Source organism: Paenibacillus qinlingensis, from assembly GCF_013204845.1.
GTDB classification, from domain to species: domain Bacteria; phylum Bacillota; class Bacilli; order Paenibacillales; family NBRC-103111; genus Paenibacillus_E; species Paenibacillus_E qinlingensis.
Genome location: NZ_JABMKY010000002.1, coordinates 409,275 through 434,355, shown reverse-complemented (window position 1 = coordinate 434,355; position 25,081 = coordinate 409,275). Strand labels below are relative to the sequence as shown.

Below are 25,081 nucleotides of genomic sequence, written 5' to 3'. Positions count from 1 at the left end.
AAAGCTGCCGTGTGCAGCTTTTTTTAGTTTTATCAAAACGGTTAATGAACACTGTAAAAGAACAAAACATATAGAAATCTTAGGAAGATTGGATAGGTTATAGATACGAGTGAATTGGGGAGTATAATCGTTGGCTTGATGTTGCTTGTAACGTATATAAAAGGAGAAGGAATATGGGAAAACTAGATGGTAAAGTTGCTCTAATTACAGGTGGCAGTAGTGGAATCGGATTGACAACTACAAAACTATTTATTGCAGAAGGTGCGAAGGTTGTGATTACAGGTCGCAATCAAACGACATTAAACGCAGTAGCTGAGGAACTTGGCGCAAACGTTCTTGCAATTCAAGCGGACGCTGTTGATCCGGGAAGTATGGAAAAAGCAGTCGCCAAAACAATCACAACCTTCGGCAGTCTGGACATAGTTTACGCGAATGCCGGAATTGCATCTCCAACACCTTTGGGAGGAACTGAACTTTCGGTTTTCGAAGAAGTACTTCAAGTGAATATAACCGGGGTCTTTTTTACGGTACAAGCTGCTTTGCCTCATTTGAAGGAAGGAGCATCCGTTATCTTGACGGGCTCAACGCGTGCAACTGACGGTGCCCCGGGAAGATCTGCATATGCGGCGAGTAAAGGGGCGATCAGTTCTATGGCGAGGGTTTTCGTTTCCGAACTGTCGCCACGAGGTATCCGTGTAAATACGGTGGTACCAGGTGCAACACGCACATCCATTTGGAAAAAGACGACTCCGGAAGAAACCGCTAAACTGGAAGCCACACAAGCACGAACAATCCCTCTTAATCGTATGGGGGATCCAGAGGAAATTGCCAATGTTGCCTTGTTTCTTGCTTCTGATGACTCTTCATTTGTGCAAGGAGCAGAAATTACGGTAGATGGGGGAGCGCGTTCATCACCATTTGGAGCGCCTATTTACCGTCAAGACTAGTATAGTTAACAATGAGGGGCTTGCTTCCTAGCAGCTCCTTTTTCATATGATCAGGTTAAACAGAATCAACGAATCAACGGCTTTTTGAACACGAGGCTTGACAGTCGACGTGTGACCGAGCAGCGCGCGTCGGGAGGCGCATGGGATGCGGTACGTCTGATAAATAGATGGATTTTATGCAGGTAAATATTGAGTTTTTCGAAGAAACAGATGGAGAACCTGTAGTTAATTTTGACCATTTTATTCGATTTGAACAAAAACGGCAGTTTCAACTACATGTTTTACAGTTAAATCCAAATCCTGAGGTAATTTCTCTTATTTAACTGTATAAATTCATTTCATACAAATTTGCTTTTTCACGCCCTCCTCCAAACCTACCGTCGGAGCCGCGAAGTCCCTTGTCCGCGTCCCGAGCATCCAACGAATCTCCTGCCTAGTTTTTGAACGTTCAAGTATAACAATGTGGTGAAAATAACCAATACATATTTGTCACACTTCGAAGACGCCAATTGTCTTATACATGTCAACCAAAAAAGAGGTACTTAGATTAGACATCCCTAGCCCATAAATAAGGGCTATAAACTAGGAGGAATTCAGATGAAAATTGTAGTTATTGGTGGAAGTGGACTAATTGGATCCAAACTTGTAAATAACCTTCGTGAGCTTGGGTATGAGGTAGTCCCGGCATCACCTTCTTTAGGCGTCAATACGATCACTGGTGAAGGGCTTGCTGATGCACTACATGGTGCAGAGGTAGTCGTTGATGTGACGAATTCCCCTTCGTTTGAAGACGAGGCAGTTATGGCATTTTTCGTGACGTCGAATAAGAACCTTCTTGCTGCTGAAGCCGTAGCGGGTGTGCGTCATCACGTTGCATTATCAGTCGTTGGTACCGAACGTCTTCTCCAAAGTGGATATTTCCGGGCTAAAATGGCGCAAGAAGAGCTAATCAAGGCATCCCCGATCCCTTATACAATTGTCCGCGCAACGCAGTTCTTTGAATTCATTGGCAGCATCGCCTATGTGGCTACGGAAGGGGATACCGTACGGTTACCTTCCGCTCTTACACAGCCGATTGTTTCGGATGATATCGCGGCTGTGTTGGTTGATTTCGCCCTTGGTGCACCAGTGAATGGCATTGTGGACGTAGCAGGTCCAGATCAAATTGCCCTGGACGAACTTGTTCGACAATTCTTGGCTGCCAATCAAGATGCACGTCAGGTGATCACAGATGAGAATGCACTCTACTTCGGTTCAGTAGAAGTGAATGATCAATCTCTCGTTCCTACTGACAGCAGCGCACGAATCACAACGACACACTTTCATGATTGGCTCAATCGCGCTGTCACGCAGAAATAATTAAGGAAAACAGATATGCACGTTGTATCCATCATCATTTTCAAGCCGCCCTGTGAAACTACAGGACGGCTTTTTTATATTTCCCAAGAAGTTAAACCGGAATGGGATAATGTTCTTGTCATTTATGTTACTTTTTTTGGGAGAATAACAGTGATTGTAGCAATCAGGAGGATCTTTCATGAGATGGTTTAAAAGAGGAAAAGTCAAAATAACCGGAAATCTTGATAAAATGAAAACCATTAGCCTGAACGAAAACAATGATAATGAGTTTTCAACCGATATAGAGCACAACGAAAAGATATTAAAAGAGGTTTTTCAGGATTGTTCCGATCTTGTATACCGTAAGGTAGAAATTAACCAAAAAAAGCAATGGCTTATTGTTTATATTGATAACTTGATTGATACGAATATGCTTGAAGAGCATGTCATTAAACCCATGCTAATTAGTGTAACAAGGGATCAGGTTCCGACGGAACCAGGAGATCTAGAAGACGAGTTAATCTCCATAGGAAACACAACGAGCTCTACCAAAGTTTCGGATGCCATTCATAACGTCCTAGAGGGACATGCCGCAATACTAATGGCAGGCACAAGCAATGTCATGATGGTTTGCCTTCCCGCTTCATCCAAGAGAAGTATTGAGGAAGCGTCATCCGAGCCAGTCATTCGCGGTCCAAGGGACGGTTTCATCGAAAAGATTTCTACAAACATTAGTTTGATACGGTCCCGACTCAAAACTCCAAAATTAAAAGTTGAGTATTTAATTCTAGGGGAACATACCCAAACTAAAATTGCGATTACCTACCTAAAAGGTATCGCGTTGGACTCTATAGTTGAAGAAGTTAGAGCACGATTAAAGCCAATTAAATTGGACGGCGTACTCGATTCTGCGTATATCGAAGAGTGTATTGAGGATCAACCGTATTCACCATTTCCCCAAGTTCATAACACGGAACGTCCAGATGTTGTGGCTGCTGAATTGCTTGAAGGTAAAGTAGCTATTCTTGTAGACACGTCGCCATTTGTCCTTATTGTTCCGATGACTTTCTGGACAGGACTTCAGGCAAGTGAAGATTACTATGTTCGATGGCCAGTCGCTACTTTTTTTCGGTGGATCCGATTGCTGTTTATCCATTTTGCTATATTTGCTCCACCTCTGTATGTAGCGATAACGACCTTCCATCAAGAGATGATACCCACAAATCTTGTGCTGAGTATTGCTGCCTCAAGGGAAGCGGTTCCCTTTCCGGCGATGATTGAAGCCTTATTAATGGAAATCATATTCGAAGCCTTGCGAGAAGCAGGAATTCGTCTGCCGAAACAGATCGGACCAACCATAAGTATCGTTGGTGGCTTAGTCATCGGTCAATCTGCCGTTCAAGCTGGGTTAATATCTGCTCCCGTAGTTATTATTGTATCTATCACAGGCATTGCTGCTTTTACGATTCCGCGATACAGCTTTGCTAATGGCATTCGATTACTCCGGTTCCCTATGTTGTTTTTAGCTGGAAGTTTAGGCCTATATGGGATTGTTCTAGGATTTCTCGGCATCATGTTGCACGTGACCTCTTTACGATCATTCGGGGTTCTATATTTCTCGCCAATTGCTCCGTTCAAGGTTGCTGCATTAAAGGATGTTCTGATTCGGATTCCCATTTGGGCGAAACGTTCGTGGGGGAGCAAATGAGATCATTAAAATTTGTCATTCATCTTGTCGTATGCGTCCTTCTTAGCGGGTGTTGGGATCGGACAGAAATTAATGATCTTGCCTTTGTTATGGGAACTGCCTTAGATCTGACAGACGATGGACATATTTTATGTACCCTTCAAATCGCCATACCTTCATCTACGGAAGGAGGAAAGAGTGGTGGGGAGAGCAGCAAATCATACGTTATAGCTGTTGAAGGGGAGAATGGAAATGAGATTCATCAAAAACTCCAAAAGAAAAGCTCACGCCATTTGTTTTACTCTCATCGCAGCGTTGTGTTTCTGAGTGAAAAGTTGGCTAAACACGGCATTGACAATGCGCTGGATATTTTTACTCATGACCCTAGGAATCGCTTGAAAACTTATCTAATGGTTGTAAAAGGGGGAGAAGCGAGGAGTATTTTGCAGTTAAAATCTCCTTTAAAGCCAGTTCCTATTGAAGCAGTAAGGGGAATGGAAGTTTCGGGAGAAGATGTAGCTGTCACCTTGCGCGATTTTTATATTTTATATGGAAGTGAAGGGGCTAATCCCGTTGTAGGGGTTGTTGAGCCCGAACTCCGCTCTAATGACCCGGAAAAGCAAATTTTCAGGGTCGCGGGTACAGCTGTGTTTAAAGATCTCAAACTTTCCGGAATACTTGATGAAAAAGAAACATTAGGCCAGATGTGGGTGACTGGCAAGCTGAGGTTTGGTTACCTCACGGCTAAATTACCGAAAGGAAATGGGCAAGTGGGCATGATACTAAACCATGTTGACCGTAAAATTATTACACAGATTCAACAAGATTCTGTTCAATTTAAGATTCAATTAGATGGTCAAGGAAGTTTACTTGAGAACAATACGGCATTGGATATTAACGAACCGGCTAATTTTCAACTCATCCAAAAAGCCTTGGAAGATGCAGCCAAAAAGCAAGTACAAGAATTTATTTTTAAAATTCAAAAAGAGTTTAAAGTAGATAGCGTGGGTTTTGGTCAAGAAATATATAAGAATTACCCTGATGAGTGGAGCAGGTTGAAAGATCAATGGGATATGCGGTTTCCTGAGGTAGACATATCGATTGAAGTTAACTTGAGAGTACACGGAGCGGGGATGATACATTCAACCTTCGAATTACGAGAATAGGAGATTCAGGATGATTGTACAGATCGCAGTTTATGTTATTGTAATGTTGAGTTGGTCCTTCTATAAAACTCGGTATTATTTCAATAAAAAACAGCCTAAAGAGGCCGTCATCTATAGTTGTTTGATGGGTGTTTGTGCAATTCTGGGCTCTTTGGTCATTGCCCATATTCATGTTCCAAGCTCAACGGTTCTAGCCAGACTTATGTTTGAGCACTTCGGAAAAATCATCTTACAGCAATGACACTTAAGGCACTGACTTCTTCCAGTGCCTCTTTATCGTATCAATCAGAAGAAGCGCAAGTGGTATTAATAAATGGGTAGAAAAAGCGAAACTCGGGTATGTATTTCTAAGATAACTGTTCAAATCGGTGGAATAATTTTCGAATACGAAAACGGATCCAATCACAGATAACAACATGACGGGTACGATAAAGGTCCGATAACTTTTTAATTCAAAAAGATGGGCAATCGTTAGACAAATAATAAAGAAGGTAAGGGATACTTTTACAAAGCAACCCATAACCCAAATCGCTACCGCAACTGCTTCTAAGCGCTCAAAGCTTCCTTTAATACCAATATACTGAATAACGCTCAATACTGGAAAAGCCAATTTTCTCGTTAACGGACCGAAGATCATGATAAGAGGTAAAATTGTGATGCAGAAAAGACCAGAAATAATGGACAATGAGATAAACGAAGCTTTGGCTGCTTTCTTCGGTTGACTCAAGAATGGAAAGAACCAGCCTAAAATCATGAATTGACCCAAGTAAGCAATAGGGAAAATAGACGCTTGGAGAACGGGGAGAACCCCTTTACTTAACATGGGACGGAGTAATTGGGGATCCGATACTGCTAGCATAAGCAGCAAGAGTGGAATCAGTAAAACAAAGATAAGTAAGGATAGATATTCATTACACCTTGCGATAGATTCAATGCCCATATAGACGGCAATTGCGCATAAAATGGCCAACGTTAGACTAACAACGACCGATGGCGTTCTCATGAGAAAAATGCTGTTGATGAACTGTATATGTTGGTTGAGAATAATGAAATCAAAATTAATCCAGTAATATAGCAAATAACAACCTAGTAATTTTCCGAGGAATTTACCTAAAATCTGAGAACTGTATTGGATGATTGTTTGACCTGGAAACCGTTTCGCTAAAACGATCATGATCCATACTTGAAGGGCTCCGATCAAATAAGAAGGAAAAATCGTCATCCACGCATCTTGACGAGATATTTTCTCCATGAGAGAAGGGACAACAAGAATGAGTGTGGGTGCTATAAAGGAAAAAACTAATAAACATAACTGATGTCCCGATATTTTTTCAGTCGACTCCATTCACGTTCTCCTTCTCAGCAGATTCTCTCCAAGTATTCCCTCCATTACATCTTGTATGCAGTTTAAGAAGCCATCTGAGCAGGAGTGTCTGGACTCATCGTACCTTGGTTTCTTTGCCGAATAGAAGAAGCATCCCTGTACCTATTATAATAACGACCGTAAACATGCCAAATATCCAAGTGTGGCCAATGTCCTTTTGTACCATTGCGCCTACTAAAAAGGGGGCAATCACACTACCTATCCTGCCGAAGCTGGCGGCAAAGCCTGTTCCAACTGCTCTGATTTCTGTCGGATAATTTTCAGGTGTGTATGCGTATAGTGCTCCCCAAGCACCTAAATTAAAAAAGGACAATAACGAGCCGGTTAATAGGAGCATGGAAATGCTGTTACTTAACCCAAAACCCAATGACATCCCCCCGGAAAGAACAAGAAAAACGGATAAAGTCGGCTTACGCCCCCATTTCTCCACGAAGTAAGCCGCTGTAAAATAACCAGGTAGTTGTGCTAGTGTCATCAGAAGCACATAACGAAAACTTTGAATCATCGAGAAACCTTTCTCGACCAAAATGGAAGGCAGCCAAAGAAACATCCCGTAATAGGAAAATGCAATAGCGAACCAGACTGCCCAAAGCGCAATAGTCTCCCTTTTATAAGTGGTGAATAACTCACTTAATTTAATCGGCCTTCCACGATGATTACCGAACTGTGGAGACTCCGGGACCGCTCGCCGGACCCAGAAAGCAAACAAAACAGGGATTGCACCAATCATTACAGCTGTTCGCCATCCGAATGGAGGAATCACAAAGTAAGCGAGGATAGCCGCTAGTATCCAGCCTGCAGCCCAGAAACTCTCCAGCAATACAACAATTCGCCCTTTTTTATCGGGTGGCGCGAACTCATTAACAAGTGTAGAAGCGACAGGAAGCTCAGCGCCGAGCCCGAGCCCCATCAAGAAACGAAGGATGAGCATACTCCCTAATCCGCTTGCAAACGCGCTGCCAAAACTGAAAACACCAAAACATACTAAGGTCATTAAAAACACTGGACGACGCCCGATCTTATCCGCGAGGTATCCGCCAAGTGCTGCTCCGATCGTCATGCCAATCAGATTGACCGAACCGAGAAGCCCCGCCTCTTGGGCCGTGAGCGCCCACTCTTTGCGAAGTGCAACAAGGATAAAAGATAACAAACCGACATCCATGGCATCAAATAACCAGCCAAACCCAGCAGCCAAAAAAACGTGACGAAAGACAAGTTTGGGATCTTTATTGTCGCTTATTTTCCTGATAAAAGCATCCTCCTTATGTACGAATCGAGTTAACCAGTATCAATTCGTATATATTTTCCATTTCACGCCTAGAAGATACGGTACCGCATATAAGCTGTTTTTGTTTGAATCGGTTATAATAGGAATGAATTGTAAGCGAGAGCAGGACAAGATTTATGAGGAGCGCGATAAGGATGAAACGAACGACGATATTAATCGCAGATGATGAGGCGGAGATCGCTGATTTGGTTGCGTTACATTTAGAAAAAGAAGGCTATCACCTGATTAAAGTTTCCGATGGAAAAGAAGCGATTCAAGCCATTGAATCTCACGCCATTGACCTGGCGATTCTGGATATTATGATGCCGAAGATGGATGGCTATGAAGTGACGCGTCAAATACGTGAGCGGTATCCCTTACCGATCATATTTCTGAGTGCCAAATCCTCTGATTTGGATAAAATTACGGGGTTAGTTATGGGGGCCGTCGATTATATGACGAAACCGTTCAACCCTATGGAGTTAGTCGCTCGGGTGAATGCTCAGCTGCGGCGGTCTATTCAATTGAGCCAGCCGGCAGCAGCGAGCAGCCCTGTGTTGGACGTGGGAGGCGTGACGATCGATGCGGATCAAAGGTCCGTTCTTCTCTATGGAGAAAAAGTCGAGCTTACACCGAAAGAATTTGATATTCTTTACCTTTTAGCGAGTCACCCAAAGAAAGTGTTCAGTGCCGAACATATTTTTGGACATGTATGGGGGGAAGCCTACTATGAAAGTGGTAACACAGTCATGGTACATATTCGCACACTGCGCAAAAAACTCGGTGAAGATAGCAATAAAAACAAATTAATCAAAACAGTATGGGGCGTGGGATATACATTCAATGGCTAATCTATTACGCAGTTTTCGATCCAAAATGATCGGTTTATTAGGACTCAGCATGCTGTTGTCCGGCACTTTTACCTTCATCCTTTATCGTGTATTGAAGCTGTATTACTCAGGCGTACGACGGGAAGATCCTGTAGCTAAATTACGTCATTTTGTTAACACAATTGGGGACTTAAACTTTTTCTTGATGGTGTTTGTACCGCTATCTATTTTGTGTTTCTTCTTCCTAACAAAGCGCTATGCCACCTATTTTAACGAGATCTCCACGGGAATTCATCGACTTGCTAACGGGGACTTTCATAGCCGCATTCATATTGATGCGAATGACGAATTCAAGGATATCGCTGAAGATATTAATATGGCGAGTGAGAAATTACGACAAGCAGTTGAACGTGGCGATTTTGCAGAAAACAGTAAGGATCAGCTCGTTTTGAACTTAGCTCATGATCTGCGCACGCCGCTCACTTCGGTCATTGGTTATTTGGATTTTATTCTTCAGGACGAGCAGTTATCGAGGGAACAAATGATCCATTATACGACCATTGCTTTTAACAAATCGCGACGCTTAGAGAAGCTCATAGATGAATTGTTTGAAATTACGCGAATGAAATATGGTATGTTGTCCATTGAAAAGAAGCAAATTGATCTAAGCGAGCTGCTCATTCAACTTAATGAGGAATTGTATCCCGTTTTTGAAAAAAGCAAGTTGATAAGCAGGTTGGATGTTACTCCATATTTGGAAATTTCAGCAGATGGAGAGCTGCTTGCACGTGTATTTGAAAATCTATTGACGAATGCCAATCGGTATGGGAAAGATGGTCAATTTGTGGATATTAACGGTCATCGAGATGGGGAAGAAGTGGTTGTTCAAGTCATCAACTATGGCAATTGTATACCCCCAGATGAACTTCCTCATCTCTTTGATATGTTTTATACAGGCGACCAAGCTCGGACTCATCAGGGCGGGAGCACGGGACTCGGCTTATTCATTGCGAAGAATATCGTAGAGCAACACAAAGGGACGATTACAGTCCAAAGTAACGTGATTCGTACGCTTTTTGAGGTCAGATTGCCACTGTCCTGATACAATTTAAGAAAAATTTTATATTTGTCCCACTTCTAATTTAAACAGTTTTCTTTATTCTAAATGCAAGCAAGGTTTAGGAGGGAAACGAGACATGAAGAAGTGGGTTTTTTGGTGTGTTATAGTCGTACTGTTAGCATATGAGGCTATACAGCAACATTCAGCAGATGGTAAAAGGGTTGACCAATCGCAGGTAGAAAATAGCACTTATGCAATGACTTCCTCTGCGAAGGATCTTACAACAATTAAAGTGATGAAAGATCAGATATATCAAGGATATCTCGTATTAATTAATCAAGATTATCCGGTACATCAAATAGGCATGCAGACCGATATTCTTAATCTTTTTCAGCATAAAGAGCTAGTTAAAGGATTTGGCCTATTAGATAACACGATTCGGTTATCACAACGCGTTGTTGAAGCTTTTACTACAATGATCAGCGCTGCTGAAAAAGACGGTGTTCGTCACTTCCTGATTAACAGTGGCTACCGAGATAATAAAGAACAAAGTCAATTGTACAAAGATATGGGATCTAATTATGCCTTACCTGCAGGTCATAGTGAACATAACTTAGGATTAGCTCTTGATATTGGGTCAACACAAGCGGACATGAATCAGGCGCCAGAGGGCGAATGGATGATTCGAAATGCTGCAGAATATGGGTTTATTTTACGATATCCCAAGGACAAGACAGCCATCACGGGCATTCAATACGAACCTTGGCACTTTCGCTACGTTGGTTTACCACACAGTATAATCATGCAGCAGATGAACTTGTCCTTAGAAGAATATTTGGCGTATTTGAAACAACAAAAGAACATTACAACGAAGGTAAAAGGGAAAATCTATGAGATTTCATATTATCCAATCACCCAGAATAGTACGATTCAAGTACCTAGCAGTCGTTCCTTTCATTTATCGGGCAACAACATGGATGGGATCATCGTAACTGTGCTTCCATGAGGAGCAACTAAACTAATTATCAGAGGAGAGTGAATTTACAGTATGAAACCCATGAAAGCATGGAATGAGATGCTGCTGTCGGCGCTATTCGCCTTTTATATGTATGTCCTGTTCAAGGTCATTCTCTTTAAATTCAGTTCCATTGATTTGCCATTTCTATGGCGTCAACTTCAGCGGAATATAGAGAATCCTGAGCATATCCAAAATCGTTTATCATTTGCGAACTTCAAGCCTTTCCTTACGATATCGAATAATATTCATAGCTTATCTCAACATGATCTCGTAAATTTGTTTGGGAATATCGCGGTATTCATGCCGTATGGCATGTTTCTAATTCTGATGTCGCGGCAAAAGAAAATGTCACTGTTTGGTGCGCTCATACGCTCAGTAGGGTTGAGTTTATGTTTGGAAAGTTTACAACTTGTACTTTCCATGGGGAGTTTTGATGTGGATGATCTCATTTTAAATGGGTTGGGTGGTATAATCGGGTATTCTGTTTTTAGGCTGTCGATGAAATGTAAAACTAGTATTTTACGTATGATTGAATCTCAACATATGACGTTATCAAAGGAAGGAAACATAACCTAAGGTGATGATAAACAAGAATAGGCCGTCCAACAAGTAAAGCAATCTACTTGAGGATAGCCTATTTGTATTTACTAGGAGGGCAATGGCTGATCTTATCTGGAATATGGTACTATGATGTGAGAAATCAGTAACCTAGTCGCACTATTTTTCAATTGGACCTGTATCTACAACCTCGAAATCGCTGCCTTTGAGTTTACCCAGATTGTGCAAGTCATCATCGTCCCATTTCGGGTTAGGCGCTCCACTCACATAGAGATCACTGCCATTGTCAGCAACAATCATGCCGTATTTTTTCAGGGCACGCAAAATCACTTGATTCGTTGCTGAATAACTGGACATATCGAAATTGTCACGCAACCTGAGTCGAAGCCCCATAGGTGGAAGATTAGGATCGGTGCTATTGGAGGCAAAATGAGTAGCAGGAGCGATGAAGCCGCGTTGCGTCTTCCGTACTGTAAATCGTAGCGCATGGTTGATTTCACCAGTACTGGCTTCCTCATAACGTACAAGACCTGGGAAGATTGGCAAGCCTGCCGCGTCAGCGGATGTCCAATATTTCGTACGAAGCGCATTGGAGTTCAAATTCCACTTCGCTCCGTTCGAGGCTTGCCATCCGTCAGCCGTGTTATGTGCATTGAACAGTTCATACAGCATAGCATTGTCTTTATCGACAACAATGACATGACGATCGCCTTCGCTGTTTGATCCGCCTTCAATTGGCGCATTCGCTGGAATTGGGTAAGGGCCTGAGTCGCTTTCATCGCCGTAATCTGTAAACGTTACGTTTACTTTCGGTTGATCGCCGTTTACGATGATATAGGGAATCCCAATGGGAGCTCCTTGCCATTCCGTACCGAAATCAGCATGCACGCTGGTATTAAAACCAATAGATTCGATATACTTCTTTGAATTCTGATGAATAGGCAACGCAGAGATGTCTGTATTCCAAGGATTATTCGTTGGAAATACTTGCAGTGCTCCGGTGCCAGAAGATGTCTGCTGGGGCTTGTCCCCAACAAATATAGAGCTTGTCGTATCATCCCAACCCACGGGTTTTCCCAATGATTCCGTTAGAAATCGAAGAGGTACATAGGTTGTATTTTTGTAAATGAAACCTTGAAGATCTGGTGGAGGTTGCTTCATCTCGCCATCGAAATAATACTGCAGCTTTCTGAAATAAACGTCTATACCGATTGGATCGGTCGCAGCGTAGGAAAGCCCTGAGAAAAACAAGGCACCACATACGAAGCCAATTGTTCCTGATTTCCATTTACCCACTTCTTACCACACTCCATTGTCTCTAGTTGGCATTCTTCTCAAATTGTCCTATCATTAGAATGTTCGTAGGTCATAGTGGGATTTGTGTCCAGAGTGACGAAAGGAAGTTCTGTAGTACGTTTATCTATGAGATCAAATTACACAATCACGGAGGTCGCACAATGAGTCAACGCTATCGCATTACGAGAGCTTTTCAACAACAGGAAGGAATGGAACCAACCATTTCATTGGAAGCGTGTAAACAATACTTCTCCACACAACCGGATTTCACTTATACATCCGTATATACAGTGACTGGCGCTACCAGCATGTCGATCGAGGGGGATTTCTTCATGTGGAGTTATGGTGAGATCAGGATTCCTTTTCGACATTATCAGGGGGATATTTATGTCTCAGGAACGAATGAAGCTGTTATCCCGAGGATGTTAGAAGTTGCAAGTGAATTAGGAGCAGACGTGGCCGAAGGGTAATTTCGTGATGTTTTCAAATAGATTCAACATACTCTCCACATACTTTTCCTATATAGTAGTAGTTGAACTAGGCGATGCAGATATAGTATTCTAGATTAGCATTCGAGCAAATTCGTGATTCTCGGGTGTCGAGGAGGGTTCATCTTTGCATACACATACATTCATTCACATATTAAAAACGGAACTTGTTGTCGCGCTTGGCTGCACAGAGCCCGTTGCGATCGCCTTAGCTGCCGCGAAGGCACGAAGCTATATCAAAGGTCCTATTGAGAAAGTAACCGTTCATGCTAGCGCTGGGATCATCAAGAATGCATTGGCCGTTGGGATTCCAGGTACGAATATAACCGGGATTGATTTTGTCGCGGCTTTGGGAGCTATTGCAGGGAATGCGGACAAACAATTAGAAGTACTTGCTGATATTCAGCCTAGTGACGTTGTTATGGCGCAGGGCATGGTAGAACAAGGCTTATCGGTGGTTCATCTATCTGATACAACCAGAAAGTTATATATTGAGGTCATCGTTAACACAGCGCATAGTTATGCAAAGGTTGTCATCACGGATAACCACACGAATATCACATTAGTTGAGGTAGATGGCAAGGTCGTTGAATCAGGAGGCTGTGCCAACGCGAGTTTCAAGAGTTCTAAAGAGGAACGTGAAGAGCTTACTGTCGATGGCATTGTAGCATTCGTAAATACAGTAGATCTATCCGAGCTCCAATTGGTCAAGCAAAGCATTGAATTGAACCGTAAAGCTGGATTAGACGGATTAGCGAATGACTATGGTCTCCAAGTCGGGAAGACGATCAAAGAAAATGTGAAAAAAGGCATTTTGTCCGATGATCTCATCTCTCATGCGATGGCGCTTGCTTCCGCGGGGTCAGATGGTCGGATGGCGGGATCAAGCATGCCTGTAATGGCGAATTCGGGCAGCGGGAATCAAGGTATTGCTGCGACCAATCCGGTTATTGCGGCAGCAGAGAAGCTTGGCTCCTCAGAGGAACAACTGATTCGTGCAGTGGCTTTAAGTCACTTAGTGACGATTCACATAAAGTCCAAATTCGGTCGATTGTCCGCTTTATGCGGTGTCACGGTATCGGGAACGGGTGCAAGCTGTGGTATTACCTACCTGTTAGGCGGAGGGAAGAACGAAATTAAAGCCGCCATTCAAAATATGCTCGGCAATGTCACAGGGATGATGTGCGATGGCGCCAAAGGCGGTTGTGCGATGAAAGTGGCCACTTGTACTAGTGCGGCGGTCCAATCTGCCCTTCTCGCTTCGAAGGGGATGACCATATCCTCGACGAATGGTTTTATCGAAAATGACGCTGAGAAAACGATCGACAACTTCTGTCGGATCGGGAATGAAGCTACTTCAGAGATCGATAAGCTCGTCCTTGAAATGATGTTGAATAAAAACATATAGCTGGTTTACGATCCGCCGAGAGGCGGATTTTTTTATTGTATTTATATGTGTGGAGGAAGCAATACTTCCTCTGGTTCTGTGCAAGTTAGAAGTACAGCAGATGAAAATGCTCCTAATTATGTTTAACTGGAAAATCTACAGCTAATGTTACGATTTGCGGGTGGAAAATGTGATTAGATGGAAAAAATGTAGTTATTTTTTGAGTATTCGCCAGTTCCTCAGAGAAAGTGGGAAAATAGATGCATAATATCCATTTATCTCAATTCTGGGGGAGAGAATTGCGAATTTAACTGTACTATTTCCATTAATTCACTATCGTGTAACTGTAAACCTGACCCCGAACCCGAACCCGAACCCGAACCCGAACCCAAACCCACATCTCGCAATCAAGTAGGAACAACCCTGCAAGCAGTAAAAGATTCTTCTCAAACTCTGGATGCCAAGCGATATCCGTTGCTACGCGGTTTGAGAGATGAGATGACTTCAGCGGATGGGAAAGGAGTAACAAGGATTAATGCACAAAAAAGACGGTACACCCAAGTCAATGAACTTGGAGGTAACGTCTTTTTTAATCAAGAAGAGGATTTGCTGCTAAGCTTTGCGCTGAGTTGATCAATTTGCGCATCAAGCACATGACTTGCTTGCTCTAGAAACGTTGTGATTAAAGTAAGCTCTTCCTCAGAATAAGAGGAAGCCAGTTTCACCATCGCACTGTGAAGGGGGAGGTAGGTATGACTGACTTCTTCCTTATTTTCATATAAAGGCACAATAATCACTTTCCGACGATCATTCGGGTCATTCTGCCTACGAACATAACCATTTTTCTCAAGCCGGTCGATGAGTGCAGTAACACTGCCTGTAGTTAGTCCGGTTAGTTTGGACAGCTCTCCCGCGGTAATCGGACCTCTCTCTCGGAGAATATCGATGGAAATGAAATCGTTATTGTATAACCCTAGCGAGGTAGCGACATTTTGCTGATAGAGCACCGTTCGAGTACCTAGGCCACGCATGCGTAAGGTAAATTGTTCCTGTAGTTCTGTTGGTTCTAATTCTTGATGGCTTGACAAAAGACAGCCCTCCTTTTAAGATGAAATATATCTTGATTATCAAGATACTTTATTGACGAGATACTTGATAGTCATATTATTAATATTGCTTATTATAACGAAATCGTTCTGCTCATGCAAAGAGAAAGGTGGATTTCGAAAAATAGGAGGAATTAGGATGAATGAATGCATCATCATCAAGGGTGCCCGTGAGAATAATTTGAAAAACATAACATTAACGATTCCGAAATATAAGTTAGTCGTGCTAACAGGACCGTCAGGTTCTGGTAAATCGACGCTTGCGATGGATACACTTCAGCGTGAATGCCAGAGACAGTATATGGAATCCATGGGTATGTCATCAGGATCAGTAAGCAAACCGAAGGTCGAATACATTGAAGGACTTTCCCCGTCCATAAGTGTTGGACAGCATGTGACGAACCGAAATCCACGCTCTACTGTAGGAACGGTAACGGATATTTACACGTATGTCCGGTTTATTTTTTCCCGGTTTGGGGAGCGCATATGCCCGTCCTGCAGCGGACTAATAACTCCATCATGGGAGCACCAAGGATTGCGTGTAGAGGATGACGAGGAAATGGTCCATTCGACGATTATTTGCCCTCATTGCGATGTATCCTTGGAAAAGCTGGGCATGTCGCACTACTCTTTCAACAAGCCGGAAGGAGCCTGTGAGATGTGCAGTGGGCTTGGACATGTCGCGACCATTGATGAAGCCGCGGTGTTCAATCCTGAGCTGAGTCTGCGAGAAGGTGGTGTTGCCTCGCTCAGTGGCGTCCATCGTGATATTCAAATCCGTATCCTAGTGGCGGCTGCCAAGCATTATGGATTTGAACTAGATCCCGATCAACCATTGAAGGAATACGGCGAAATCCAACTTGATTTGCTGTACCACGGAGTTGAGAGCGAATCATTCAAACGCCATTTTCCCCACGTCAAGCCAGTCCAAGGTACGAAGTTTGAAGGTGTTATCCCTGGCTTATGGCGACGCTATAAGGAGAAAGAGGGGGAAGGCAGCCAGGAAAAGGAAAATAGCTTTTTCCATGAAAAGATGTGTCCAGATTGCTTTGGAGCGCGTCTGAAGAAGGAAATACTCCTAGTACGGACAGCAGGAGCAACAATCACAGAAGTAGCAGAATGGTCACTTGGTGATGTCTATTCGTGGTTAAGCGAAATACAAAAAGCGATTCCGCCAGAAGGGCAACATATGCTAGAGCCAATCCTTCATGACATGCCTACGAAGCTTAAACGGATCATGGATGTCGGTCTTGGTTATCTTTCTTTGAATCGTCAAACGGTGACATTATCAGGTGGAGAGACACAACGATTACGTTTAGCTTCTCTACTAGGATCAGGTTTGACTGGTGTGCTCTATATCCTAGATGAACCAACTACAGGATTGCACCCGCGGGATACGGTTGGCCTCATTCGCGTACTTCAGCAGTTGCGTGATCTAGGCAATACCGTCCTTGTGATTGAGCACGATGTCGAGATGATGCGTGCTGCCGATCATATCATCGATATCGGACCTGGGGCTGGAGAATTCGGAGGAGCTGTTGTAGGAGAGGGCAGTCTAGAGGATTTAATTTCAAATGAGTTCTCCATAACGGGTGCCTATTTGCGAGAAGAAAGTCTGCCATCTCCGAAACGGCTTCGCAGCGCAGGGAATGGACATTACATCACAATCCGAGAAGCAGGGGTGCGCAATATAAGTATTCCATCGGTTTCATTTCCATTAGGTTGCTTGGTCGCCGTTACTGGCGTTTCTGGTTCAGGGAAATCGACACTCGTTTTTGATATCCTGGCGCAAGCAGGCAATGGACATGTAACTGGATGCGAAGAAATTATTGGCATGGACCATGTTGGTCAAACCATTATCTTTGACCAAATGCCAATGGGGAGAATGCAGCGTTCAAATGTCGCTACCTATACCGATGTGTTTACACATCTGCGTCAGCTCTTTGCTGGATTGCCTGAAGCCAAAGAACGTAAGCTCACATCTAAACATTTTTCATTTAATACATCAGGTGGTCGTTGTGAGACATGTCAAGGTCTAGGTACAATGTCCGTCGATATGAATTTCCTACCCGATCTGGAAGTGAAATGCCCGGATTGCAAGGGGAAACGATTTACGGATGAGGTTCTTCAGGTTCATTTTAAGGGACTATCCATATCTGATCTGTTGAATATGTCCATCCAAGAAAGTCTCGAGATCCTCAAGACGGAAACAAAAATAGCGGCTATCATCGAGATGCTGTGCGAGGTTGGACTCGGTTATCTGAAATGGGGCCAATCCGTCAAAACATTGTCAGGCGGTGAGGGACAGCGTATCCGACTCGCCAAAGAATTAAGTAAGCCGACAAAGCATCACACGCTTTACTTATTAGATGAGCCCACTACTGGGCTCCATCCTTCGGATATCAAGAAGCTACACGCATTGCTGCGGAAGTTAGTAGACTCAGGCAATACCGTTGTGATTGTCGAACACAGCTTGGAACTAATACGAGAATCCGACTGGGTAATCGATATCGGACCAGAGGGAGGCGCGGCTGGAGGCAAGCTTGTCGCCGTTGGAACTCCTGAGCAGGTAGCTGAGGTTTCAGCGTCGCATACGGGGAGATTTTTGAAACTAATATTGTGATAAGAGGAGGAAATGAAGGTAATGGCAAAAGAAAATAAATTAGGTATCATTATTGGTGGCTTGCTGCTTGCGATTCTAATGGCATCCATGGATAACACGATCGTTGCAACGGCGATTGGGACCATCGTTGGTGATCTAGGCGGGTTTGACAAATTCATGTGGGTGACATCCGCTTATTTAGTAGCAGAAATGGCGGGTATGCCGATATTCGGTAAATTATCAGATATGTATGGACGCAAGCGGTTTTTCATTTTCGGTATTATCGTATTCATGATCGGTTCTGCCTTATGCGGGACAGCAGATACGATAGTTCAACTGAGTATATATCGCGCAATTCAAGGGATAGGTGGCGGTGCGCTCATGCCGATCGCTTTCACTATTATGTTTGATGTCGTTCCTGCAGATAAACGTGGCAAAATGGGTGGTTTGTTCGGAGCGGTATTCGGTCTGTCGAGTATTTTTGGTCCGCTACTAGGTGCATATATTACGGATTACATCCATTGGACTTGGGTTTTCTATATTAACTTACCGCTTGGTTTCATTGCCTTCGTTATGATCGCGTTCTTCTATAAGGAATCCGTCCAGCATTCCAAACAAAAAATTGATTATCTCGGTGCATTTGCGCTTGTAGGTTCCATCGTTTGTCTCATGTTCGCACTGGAACTTGGGGGTAAACAATATGCGTGGAACTCCGGTACGATTCTTGGATTATTTGCCGCGTTTGCCGTGCTCATTGTAGGCTTTATCTTTATCGAACGCAGAGCAGAAGAGCCAATTATAACGTTTGGTATGTTCAAAAACCGCCTCTATGCAACGAGCAATATCATGGCTATGTTTGCTGGCGCGGCATTCATTACAGCTTCCATCTACATTCCCATCTTCATTCAAGGCGTGCTTGGCGGATCCGCAACAAATTCGGGACTTGTTCTTCTGCCAATGATGCTCGGTTCAGTCGTGACTGCCGCCGGTGGAGGTTCCATGCTTGCTAAGTTCAAATACCGCTCCATCATGATTCCGACATTAGCCATTCTTGTAGTAGGTATAGCCTTACTCACGACACTAGCGACGGATTCAACCCGATTCCTTGTAACGATCTACATGATTCTGGTTGGTCTAGGTATCGGCGCTTCGTTCTCCGTGCTAAGTAACGCGGCAATTCACGGTTTCTCTGCAAGACAACGCGGTTCAGCAAGTTCAACGCTCAATTTTATGCGTTCACTTGGCATGACGCTAGGGATCACTGTATTTGGTATCATTCAAAGTCATCAGTTTGCCAATCAATTAGCTGGTATGTTTCGTGCAGGTGGTCAAATGCCAGAAGGTGTGGATCTAAGTGACCCGCGTAAAATATTGACACCAGAAACCCGGGAACTAATCCCTGTTCAGGTTCTTGATAAAATTACAGAGGCGTTGTCCTCATCGATCGTTCATACCTTTGCATGGGCCATCATTCCATCCGTTATTGCACTTGTGGCAGCATTCGCTATGAGTAAAGAGAAATTTGATCCTGCTGCAGAATTAGAAGCTTATTCGGCTTCTCATTAAGATTTGATGGGCTGCCTCTGGGTAGTCCTTTTTTCAATATTTCATTGCTTGAACTGGAAACTATTGGTGGACTATATCGTCTAATTGAGTAGTAAATAACGTTTGGAGTGATGAGTATTGATAAGAGCAGCTCTATTTAGGCACAAAGTAACGATCCTGTTGGCACTCATGCTAGTTATGCTTCCATTACGGTCATTCGCGGCAGAGTCGCACTGGGTTGAACCTGAAATGAAGAACTATAAACAGCAGATCGTGCCGTATAAGGACGGCAGCTCGATGGAAGGGCCGATCACGAGGGAAGAGTGGAACTCGTTCTACTTCTACGTTCTCAACCCAGCGCGATATGACGAGCCGATTGATATTGGAAACTGGGCAACGATGATGAAGATGGGGGTACAGCTTCCCAAAGGCAAGGAAGACGATTTGATTGCTGGCTATATCTATGATCTGGCCCCGAAGTATGCGCAACATGTGAACCGGGAGACGGCAGTAGGCGGATTAATTAAATTGCTGTCGTTCAGCATCGTACAGGGAGGCGGGGCAAATAATCAATTGGATACGCGACAAGTTTTCTTAGATTTCAAAGACATCAGAGAAATGCATCAAGGGCTAGTTCAAAGCGCCTATCAGTACGGTTTGTTAGACAGCGCATCGACAACTTATTTCCGCCCGAAAGACAATCTGACGAATGCGGAAGCCATTTCGATTATGCACAAAGTAATGAATAGATACGCGGAAGAGGCATCGAAAATTAAGCCGCCATCTCAACCTGGATTTCCAAGTGTTGTTACTTTATTTGAAAATACACCTATATACAGCTCCAAGGATACATCTACTGGTATGAACGGGATGATCTCACCGCAGGATGTACGAATCGTTGCCGTTCAAGAGGATTGGCTAACCTACGGCCATGTGACGGAGACGAAGTGGTTTCAGGTTGAAACTTGGCTTGGACCGCAATGGATACAGTTGGAACTGCAACAGGTGGGTAACTTTGAACGCGTAGATACGTATCTCCTCCTACAACAGTCAACTTCACTTCAAGATTCGCCTCACCCTGACAGTACGCTTTCGTTCGTACTTTCCCCGCAAAAGGTTCACGTTATCGGGCTTTTCCGTAACAAATTTACGGAGAGTTTTCTAATTGAAACATGGGTGGGGCCTAGGTGGATGACGAATCCAAATGGTGCCCTTCAAGAAAAATAAGACATTTTCCAAAATTTATTGTTTACGTACCTCTCGTTATTTGATAATATTATCGCAATAACAAATGCGTTGAAGAGAAGAGTAAATAAACGAAATCTTTCACAGAGAGCTCCGTCCGCTGAAAAGGAGTAAAGAGAACTTTATTGAACAAAGCCTCAGAGCAGCACATCGGAACCAATTGTGGGGGATGGTGTGACAGGAGCTCCTGTTATAGAGCTAAAGTATACGCAAGGCTCTGTGCCTGTCGTACTTGAAGAGGCTGATATGGCGACATATTGGTGAAACTGGGTGGTACCACGAGGATTTTAATCTCGTCCCTAAGACTGGCAATAGTCTTGGGGGTGGGATTTTTTTGTTATTGCGTAAGAAACTTTGCGCACGTGTTATAATATTAGGCACACAGTAATAAGCGGTTTGAATTTAATATTAAGATGCTTATCATCAGTATCATACGAATGCGAAAGGATTTGAATATAGAATGTCGAGAAAATTAAAAGTAGGTATCGTTGGAGGAACTGGCATGGTTGGCCAGAGATTCGTTGAATTGTTAGATCAACATCCATGGTTTGAAGTAACTGCCATTGCAGCAAGCAGCAGCTCTGCAGGTAAAACATATGAAGAATCTGTTCAAAGCAGATGGAAACTGGCTACACCAATCCCTGAAAATGTGAAACAAATTATCGTGCAAGATGCTTCGAAAGTGGAGGAAGTTGCCACTGGAGTTGATTTCATTTTCTGTGCTGTCGATATGAAAAAAGATGAAATTAAAGGGTTAGAGGAAGCTTACGCGAAAACAGGCACGCCTGTTATTTCGAATAACTCAGCTCACCGCTGGACACCTGATATTCCGATGGTCATCCCAGAAGTTAATCCAGGTCATATTGAGATCATTGCTGCGCAAAGAAAACGTCTTGGAACATCGACTGGATTTATTGCTGTAAAACCGAATTGCTCCATCCAAAGCTATGTGCCTGCTCTGAACGCTTTGTTAGATTTTAAACCAACGAATGTGGTTGCATCTACGTATCAAGCTATTTCAGGCGCAGGTAAAAACTTCACGGATTGGCCAGAGATGTTGGATAACGTGATTCCTTACATCGGTGGGGAAGAAGAGAAAAGTGAGCAAGAGCCGCTGCGTATCTGGGGCAGTATTGTAAATAATGAAATCGTTAAAGCGAGTTCTCCGCTAATTACGACGCAATGTATCCGCGTTCCAGTAACGGACGGACATTTAGCAACGGTGTTCGCTTCTTTCGAGAATAAACCATCCAAAGAAGAAATTCTTGCTCGCTGGTTGAACTACAAAGGTCGTCCGCAAGAGTTGAATCTGCCGAGTGCTCCGAAACAGTTCATTACTTACTTTGAAGAAGAAAATAGACCGCAAACGAAGCTGGATCGCGAGATTGAGCGCGGTATGGGCGTTTCCGTTGGACGACTGCGTGAAGATTCCATGTTCGATTATAAATTCGTTGGATTGTCGCATAACACTTTGCGCGGCGCAGCTGGTGGTGCGGTTCTAATCGCTGAGTTGCTTAAAGCGGAAGGTTATATTCAAGCGAAATAAAATCAAGACAGCAAGCATCTGGGATGCTTGCTGTTTTAATTTAATCATGGCTTGGGAATCGTTCCTGCAGGAATGAGACCGACTGACTGATTAAAGCTTTTAGAATATCAACGTTGATATCTGCAACTTTATTGATATAGACACAAGCTTTTGCAGCCTCATGCTTGCCAAACTGCTTTAATAATTCCTCCCGATCATCTCCTGTTGCAAAATACAAGCTGATCTTGGCTTTTCGCGGTGAGAAACCAGTTAGAGGCGCATCGCCCTCATGACCTGATGCATATTTGTAATGATAAGTGCCAAAACCAATAATGCTTGGACCCCACATTTTCGCTTCATAACCTGTCACTTCTGTAAAAATATCTAATAATTGATAAGCGTCTTCACGCTTTTTAGCACTTTCCACATTTTCGATAAACTCAAGGACACTGCTATCCGTTTCTTTCATTTTGGCTTCGTATGCCATTGAAAACACTCCTTATTGATAATACCGATGTGATGGCGAGTCATGATCATTTTACCAAAGTATGGCTTGAAATAGAAACAATTATCAAGGAGCGACCGTCTAATACATACAACGGAAATTGTGTATTACCAAGCGGAAGAAGGGTGGGGATATGTTCATGTGGACAAAGCGAAATTGGTTGGCGATGGTTCTTTGTACGATTCTTATAGGTGTCCTGATTTCGGGTTGCGGTGATCGACAGATTGAAGAAGATCAAGTCGAAGTAAGCGGGAAAATCACGGCGATCAATGAGAAGGGTAGTTTGCTTGTCGTATCATCCGATAAATTCATTGGTCAAGACAAGAAAATGCCTGATGCTGCTTGGTATAGCGTGTCAGATGATGCAACTATAAATTTTAATGGGAAAAAGCTACAAGTGAATGAGGTTCAGATTGGGTCTACCGTTAAAGTATGGACGGACGGTATGATGCTGACGAGTTACCCTGGTCAAGCTGCGGGGCTTCGTTTTGAAATCATAGAAGTAGATCGTGGTGTCGGTGATGCCAATGGTAAGGTCACAGGATTTGTTACCACTGGTGAAGGCGTAAATGTAGAGCGTATCATCGAAATTGATGGGGTGAAACATAGATTACTTCCATTTGCGCAACTAAGAAAGGGAAGCGGCCCAGCACAATTCTCCGATATAATAGTGGGTAAGCAAGCGAAAATTTGGTTTGCAGGATATGATTTTGGTACTGAGAAATTTGTGACTAAGCTCGTTCTGGACAGCTAGGTGCGGAGGTAAGCGTAAGAGAAATTCGAATAACTGGAAACACTCCAGCTATTTCGACAGCTTAGGCTGAAATTCTGAAATTAAATGGAAAAGGTACATCTAATTCTCTTGATTCAGTTGATTTCAGCGATTTCCATTGATATTAGCTGTACTTTTTACAGTTATTTCAAACTAGGCGTAGAAAAACGTGAAAATAACTACATATTTTCCATCTATTCACTTTATGCTGAGCGCCTAGGCCAGTGCGGTGTCTGGGCTTTGGTGTGGGCTTTGGTGTGGGCTTTGGTTTGGGGTTTGGTTTGGGGATTGAATTGGGGTTTGAGTTTGGGGATTGAATTGGGGTTTGTGCTTGCTCTTGCTCTTGGAACCGGGTGATGCTGGTACGCAGGTGCAGATGTGATAATTGGATGATCTTGCAAAACTCAAAAGGAAGTGTTCGAATGAGCCATTCAAAAGAGATAGATATGGACTTGAAACTCGTGCAACAACTGATCTCCTCACAATTTCCAAAATGGGCAGAACTGCCTCTACGACCTGTGGATTCAGTAGGAACAGACAATGTGATCTTTCGCCTTGGTGAGGATATGGCGGTTCGTTTACCTCACGTTGATTGGGCCATTGGACAAGTGGATAAGGAGCAACGTTGGCTTCCAAAGCTAGCCCCGCTGATCCCGATAGCCATTCCAGTGCCACTAGCAAAAGGAATTCCCACGGAAGACTACCCATGGTTTTGGTCGGTGTATCGTTGGCTGGAAGGCGAGAATGCGACAGTGGGACATCTAAATAGTTATAACCAAGCAGCAACAGCACTAGCGCAATTCATCCATGCCATGCAAACAATCGATCCAGCTGGTGGACCAGTCCCAGGTTCTCACAATTCTGGCAGGGGTGAACCTTTAGCAAAGCGAGATGTGGAAGTTCGACATGCCATCGCAAGCTTGAACACGTTGATTAACACTGATGTGGCTGAGGCTGTATGGGATCTGGCGCTTCAAGCTCGTGTATGGCAGAGTGAGGGTGTTTGGGTACATGGGGATTTACATCCGGGGAATCTTCTTATAGAGCAAGGGGAGCTAAGCGCTGTGATTGATTTCGGTACGTTAGGTGTGGGTGATCCTGCTTGCGACCTCATGGTTGCATGGACTTTTCTTACACCTGAGAGCCGAAAGCATTTCCGCGCCTTGTTAACGGTCGATGAAGCAACTTGGTCGCGAGGACGCGGCTGGGCGCTTTCTTTTGGATTAATTGCTTACACCTACTACATAGACAAGAATCCAGGGCTTGCCGCCATTTCGCTACGCACGATTGACGAGGTGCTCAGCGAGCATGTGAAGCGTTGTGAATCAAATTGATTCAGCACGTTTCCGCTTTCT

The 25,081-nt window shown here is 43.6% G+C and carries 23 protein-coding genes and 1 other annotated feature; of the genes, 18 read left to right on the top strand and 5 right to left on the bottom strand.

What is annotated here, in order from left to right:
• The first annotated feature begins 173 nt into the window (after window positions 1–173).
• The 5 genes from HQN88_RS05340 to HQN88_RS05320 all read left to right on the top strand — a co-directional run bounded on the left by HQN88_RS05340 (window position 174) and on the right by HQN88_RS05320 (window position 5,379).
• Window positions 174–947 (top strand): SDR family NAD(P)-dependent oxidoreductase, encoded by a 774-nt coding sequence (locus HQN88_RS05340; protein WP_173109196.1) that lies wholly within the window; start codon window positions 174–176, stop codon window positions 945–947.
• A 597-nt stretch (window positions 948–1,544) separates the two neighbouring features.
• A complete protein-coding gene (locus tag HQN88_RS05335; protein WP_173109195.1) occupies window positions 1,545–2,306 on the top strand; it encodes an SDR family oxidoreductase in 762 nt (253 codons plus the stop codon).
• 178 nt (window positions 2,307–2,484) lie between these two features.
• Window positions 2,485–3,993 carry a spore germination protein gene (locus tag HQN88_RS05330; protein ID WP_173109194.1) on the top strand — a complete coding sequence of 503 codons (1,509 nt, stop codon included), beginning with the start codon at window positions 2,485–2,487 and terminating at the stop codon, window positions 3,991–3,993.
• Complete coding sequence (locus HQN88_RS05325) at window positions 3,990–5,138, top strand: Ger(x)C family spore germination protein (RefSeq protein ID WP_173109193.1); 1,149 nt, start codon at window positions 3,990–3,992, stop codon at window positions 5,136–5,138. The genes HQN88_RS05330 and HQN88_RS05325 overlap by 4 nt, the downstream gene beginning before the upstream one ends.
• A gap of 10 nt (window positions 5,139–5,148) precedes the next feature.
• The gene (locus tag HQN88_RS05320; protein ID WP_173109192.1) at window positions 5,149–5,379 is read left to right on the top strand and encodes a hypothetical protein; all 231 of its coding nucleotides are present in this window, start codon (window positions 5,149–5,151) and stop codon (window positions 5,377–5,379) included.
• A 3-nt stretch (window positions 5,380–5,382) separates the two neighbouring features.
• Here HQN88_RS05320 and HQN88_RS05315 read toward each other — a convergent pair whose 3' ends face one another.
• Together HQN88_RS05315 and HQN88_RS05310 are read right to left on the bottom strand one after the other, a co-directional pair.
• Entirely contained in the window at window positions 5,383–6,483 is a 1,101-nt protein-coding gene (locus tag HQN88_RS05315) for a GerAB/ArcD/ProY family transporter (protein ID WP_173109191.1), read from the bottom strand.
• Between the two features lie 94 nt (window positions 6,484–6,577).
• Entirely contained in the window at window positions 6,578–7,771 is a 1,194-nt protein-coding gene (locus HQN88_RS05310) for an MFS transporter (protein WP_420794201.1), read from the bottom strand.
• A gap of 173 nt (window positions 7,772–7,944) precedes the next feature.
• Between HQN88_RS05310 and HQN88_RS05305 the strand changes: the two genes are divergently transcribed.
• The 4 genes from HQN88_RS05305 to HQN88_RS05290 all read left to right on the top strand — a co-directional run bounded on the left by HQN88_RS05305 (window position 7,945) and on the right by HQN88_RS05290 (window position 11,273).
• Complete coding sequence (locus HQN88_RS05305) at window positions 7,945–8,640, top strand: response regulator transcription factor (protein ID WP_173109189.1); 696 nt, start codon at window positions 7,945–7,947, stop codon at window positions 8,638–8,640.
• Window positions 8,633–9,721: a HAMP domain-containing sensor histidine kinase gene (locus HQN88_RS05300; RefSeq protein WP_173109188.1), complete on the top strand. Its 1,089-nt coding sequence runs from the start codon at window positions 8,633–8,635 to the stop codon at window positions 9,719–9,721. The genes HQN88_RS05305 and HQN88_RS05300 overlap by 8 nt, the downstream gene beginning before the upstream one ends.
• 94 nt (window positions 9,722–9,815) lie before the next feature.
• Complete coding sequence (locus tag HQN88_RS05295) at window positions 9,816–10,685, top strand: M15 family metallopeptidase (RefSeq protein ID WP_173109187.1); 870 nt, start codon at window positions 9,816–9,818, stop codon at window positions 10,683–10,685.
• Window positions 10,686–10,727: 42 nt separating this feature from the next.
• Window positions 10,728–11,273 carry a VanZ family protein gene (locus HQN88_RS05290; protein ID WP_246320051.1) on the top strand — a complete coding sequence of 182 codons (546 nt, stop codon included), beginning with the start codon at window positions 10,728–10,730 and terminating at the stop codon, window positions 11,271–11,273.
• Window positions 11,274–11,414: 141 nt separating this feature from the next.
• On the opposite strand, the gene HQN88_RS05285 is transcribed toward HQN88_RS05290, so the two are convergent.
• A complete protein-coding gene (locus tag HQN88_RS05285) occupies window positions 11,415–12,551 on the bottom strand; it encodes a stalk domain-containing protein (protein ID WP_173109186.1) in 1,137 nt (378 codons plus the stop codon).
• 161 nt (window positions 12,552–12,712) lie between these two features.
• Between HQN88_RS05285 and HQN88_RS05280 the strand changes: the two genes are divergently transcribed.
• Entirely contained in the window at window positions 12,713–13,021 is a 309-nt protein-coding gene (locus HQN88_RS05280; RefSeq protein ID WP_173109185.1) for a hypothetical protein, read from the top strand.
• A 145-nt stretch (window positions 13,022–13,166) separates the two neighbouring features.
• Entirely contained in the window at window positions 13,167–14,447 is a 1,281-nt protein-coding gene (locus tag HQN88_RS05275) for an L-cysteine desulfidase family protein (protein ID WP_173109184.1), read from the top strand.
• Window positions 14,448–15,019: 572 nt separating this feature from the next.
• Here the strand turns inward: HQN88_RS05275 and HQN88_RS05270 are convergent.
• The gene (locus HQN88_RS05270; protein WP_173109499.1) at window positions 15,020–15,457 is read right to left on the bottom strand and encodes a MarR family transcriptional regulator; all 438 of its coding nucleotides are present in this window, start codon (window positions 15,455–15,457) and stop codon (window positions 15,020–15,022) included.
• 214 nt (window positions 15,458–15,671) lie between these two features.
• Between HQN88_RS05270 and uvrA the strand changes: the two genes are divergently transcribed.
• The 4 genes from uvrA to asd all read left to right on the top strand — a co-directional run bounded on the left by uvrA (window position 15,672) and on the right by asd (window position 22,470).
• Complete coding sequence (gene uvrA, locus HQN88_RS05265; RefSeq protein WP_173109183.1) at window positions 15,672–18,155, top strand: excinuclease ABC subunit UvrA; 2,484 nt, start codon at window positions 15,672–15,674, stop codon at window positions 18,153–18,155.
• A gap of 21 nt (window positions 18,156–18,176) precedes the next feature.
• Window positions 18,177–19,700 (top strand): MDR family MFS transporter, encoded by a 1,524-nt coding sequence (locus tag HQN88_RS05260; protein ID WP_173109182.1) that lies wholly within the window; start codon window positions 18,177–18,179, stop codon window positions 19,698–19,700.
• A 117-nt stretch (window positions 19,701–19,817) separates the two neighbouring features.
• On the top strand, window positions 19,818–20,906 hold the full coding sequence (locus HQN88_RS05255; RefSeq protein ID WP_173109181.1) for a hypothetical protein: 1,089 nt from the start codon (window positions 19,818–19,820) through the stop codon (window positions 20,904–20,906).
• Between the two features lie 60 nt (window positions 20,907–20,966).
• Window positions 20,967–21,228, top strand: a binding site (T-box leader).
• Between the two features lie 156 nt (window positions 21,229–21,384).
• Window positions 21,385–22,470: an aspartate-semialdehyde dehydrogenase gene (asd, locus tag HQN88_RS05250; RefSeq protein WP_173109180.1), complete on the top strand. Its 1,086-nt coding sequence runs from the start codon at window positions 21,385–21,387 to the stop codon at window positions 22,468–22,470.
• Window positions 22,471–22,510: 40 nt separating this feature from the next.
• On the opposite strand, the gene HQN88_RS05245 is transcribed toward asd, so the two are convergent.
• Window positions 22,511–22,936 (bottom strand): DUF1801 domain-containing protein, encoded by a 426-nt coding sequence (locus HQN88_RS05245; protein WP_173109179.1) that lies wholly within the window; start codon window positions 22,934–22,936, stop codon window positions 22,511–22,513.
• 157 nt (window positions 22,937–23,093) lie between these two features.
• Here HQN88_RS05245 and HQN88_RS05240 point away from each other — a divergent pair, with 157 nt between their 5' ends.
• The 3 genes from HQN88_RS05240 to HQN88_RS05230 all read left to right on the top strand — a co-directional run bounded on the left by HQN88_RS05240 (window position 23,094) and on the right by HQN88_RS05230 (window position 25,060).
• A complete protein-coding gene (locus tag HQN88_RS05240) occupies window positions 23,094–23,708 on the top strand; it encodes a DUF3221 domain-containing protein (protein ID WP_173109178.1) in 615 nt (204 codons plus the stop codon).
• Window positions 23,709–23,816: 108 nt separating this feature from the next.
• Window positions 23,817–24,083: a hypothetical protein gene (locus HQN88_RS05235; protein WP_173109177.1), complete on the top strand. Its 267-nt coding sequence runs from the start codon at window positions 23,817–23,819 to the stop codon at window positions 24,081–24,083.
• Between the two features lie 65 nt (window positions 24,084–24,148).
• Window positions 24,149–25,060 (top strand): aminoglycoside phosphotransferase family protein, encoded by a 912-nt coding sequence (locus HQN88_RS05230; protein ID WP_173109176.1) that lies wholly within the window; start codon window positions 24,149–24,151, stop codon window positions 25,058–25,060.
• Window positions 25,061–25,081: the final 21 nt, after the last annotated feature.

Excerpts from the sequence above, each read along its gene's own strand:
- HQN88_RS05340 (WP_173109196.1), top strand. The coding sequence starts at position 174 with ATGGGAAAACTAGATGGTAAAGTTGCTCTAATTACAGGTGGCAGTAGT.
- HQN88_RS05335 (WP_173109195.1), top strand. The coding sequence starts at position 1,545 with ATGAAAATTGTAGTTATTGGTGGAAGTGGACTAATTGGATCCAAACTT.
- HQN88_RS05330 (WP_173109194.1), top strand. The coding sequence starts at position 2,485 with ATGAGATGGTTTAAAAGAGGAAAAGTCAAAATAACCGGAAATCTTGAT.
- HQN88_RS05325 (WP_173109193.1), top strand. The coding sequence starts at position 3,990 with ATGAGATCATTAAAATTTGTCATTCATCTTGTCGTATGCGTCCTTCTT.
- HQN88_RS05320 (WP_173109192.1), top strand. The coding sequence starts at position 5,149 with ATGATTGTACAGATCGCAGTTTATGTTATTGTAATGTTGAGTTGGTCC.
- HQN88_RS05315 (WP_173109191.1), bottom strand. The coding sequence starts at position 6,483 with ATGGAGTCGACTGAAAAAATATCGGGACATCAGTTATGTTTATTAGTT.
- HQN88_RS05305 (WP_173109189.1), top strand. The coding sequence starts at position 7,945 with ATGAAACGAACGACGATATTAATCGCAGATGATGAGGCGGAGATCGCT.
- HQN88_RS05300 (WP_173109188.1), top strand. The coding sequence starts at position 8,633 with ATGGCTAATCTATTACGCAGTTTTCGATCCAAAATGATCGGTTTATTA.
- HQN88_RS05295 (WP_173109187.1), top strand. The coding sequence starts at position 9,816 with ATGAAGAAGTGGGTTTTTTGGTGTGTTATAGTCGTACTGTTAGCATAT.
- HQN88_RS05290 (WP_246320051.1), top strand. The coding sequence starts at position 10,728 with ATGAAACCCATGAAAGCATGGAATGAGATGCTGCTGTCGGCGCTATTC.
- HQN88_RS05280 (WP_173109185.1), top strand. The coding sequence starts at position 12,713 with ATGAGTCAACGCTATCGCATTACGAGAGCTTTTCAACAACAGGAAGGA.
- HQN88_RS05270 (WP_173109499.1), bottom strand. The coding sequence starts at position 15,457 with ATGCGTGGCCTAGGTACTCGAACGGTGCTCTATCAGCAAAATGTCGCT.
- uvrA (WP_173109183.1), top strand. The coding sequence starts at position 15,672 with ATGAATGAATGCATCATCATCAAGGGTGCCCGTGAGAATAATTTGAAA.
- HQN88_RS05260 (WP_173109182.1), top strand. The coding sequence starts at position 18,177 with ATGGCAAAAGAAAATAAATTAGGTATCATTATTGGTGGCTTGCTGCTT.
- asd (WP_173109180.1), top strand. The coding sequence starts at position 21,385 with ATGTCGAGAAAATTAAAAGTAGGTATCGTTGGAGGAACTGGCATGGTT.
- HQN88_RS05245 (WP_173109179.1), bottom strand. The coding sequence starts at position 22,936 with ATGGCATACGAAGCCAAAATGAAAGAAACGGATAGCAGTGTCCTTGAG.
- HQN88_RS05240 (WP_173109178.1), top strand. The coding sequence starts at position 23,094 with ATGTGGACAAAGCGAAATTGGTTGGCGATGGTTCTTTGTACGATTCTT.
- HQN88_RS05230 (WP_173109176.1), top strand. The coding sequence starts at position 24,149 with ATGAGCCATTCAAAAGAGATAGATATGGACTTGAAACTCGTGCAACAA.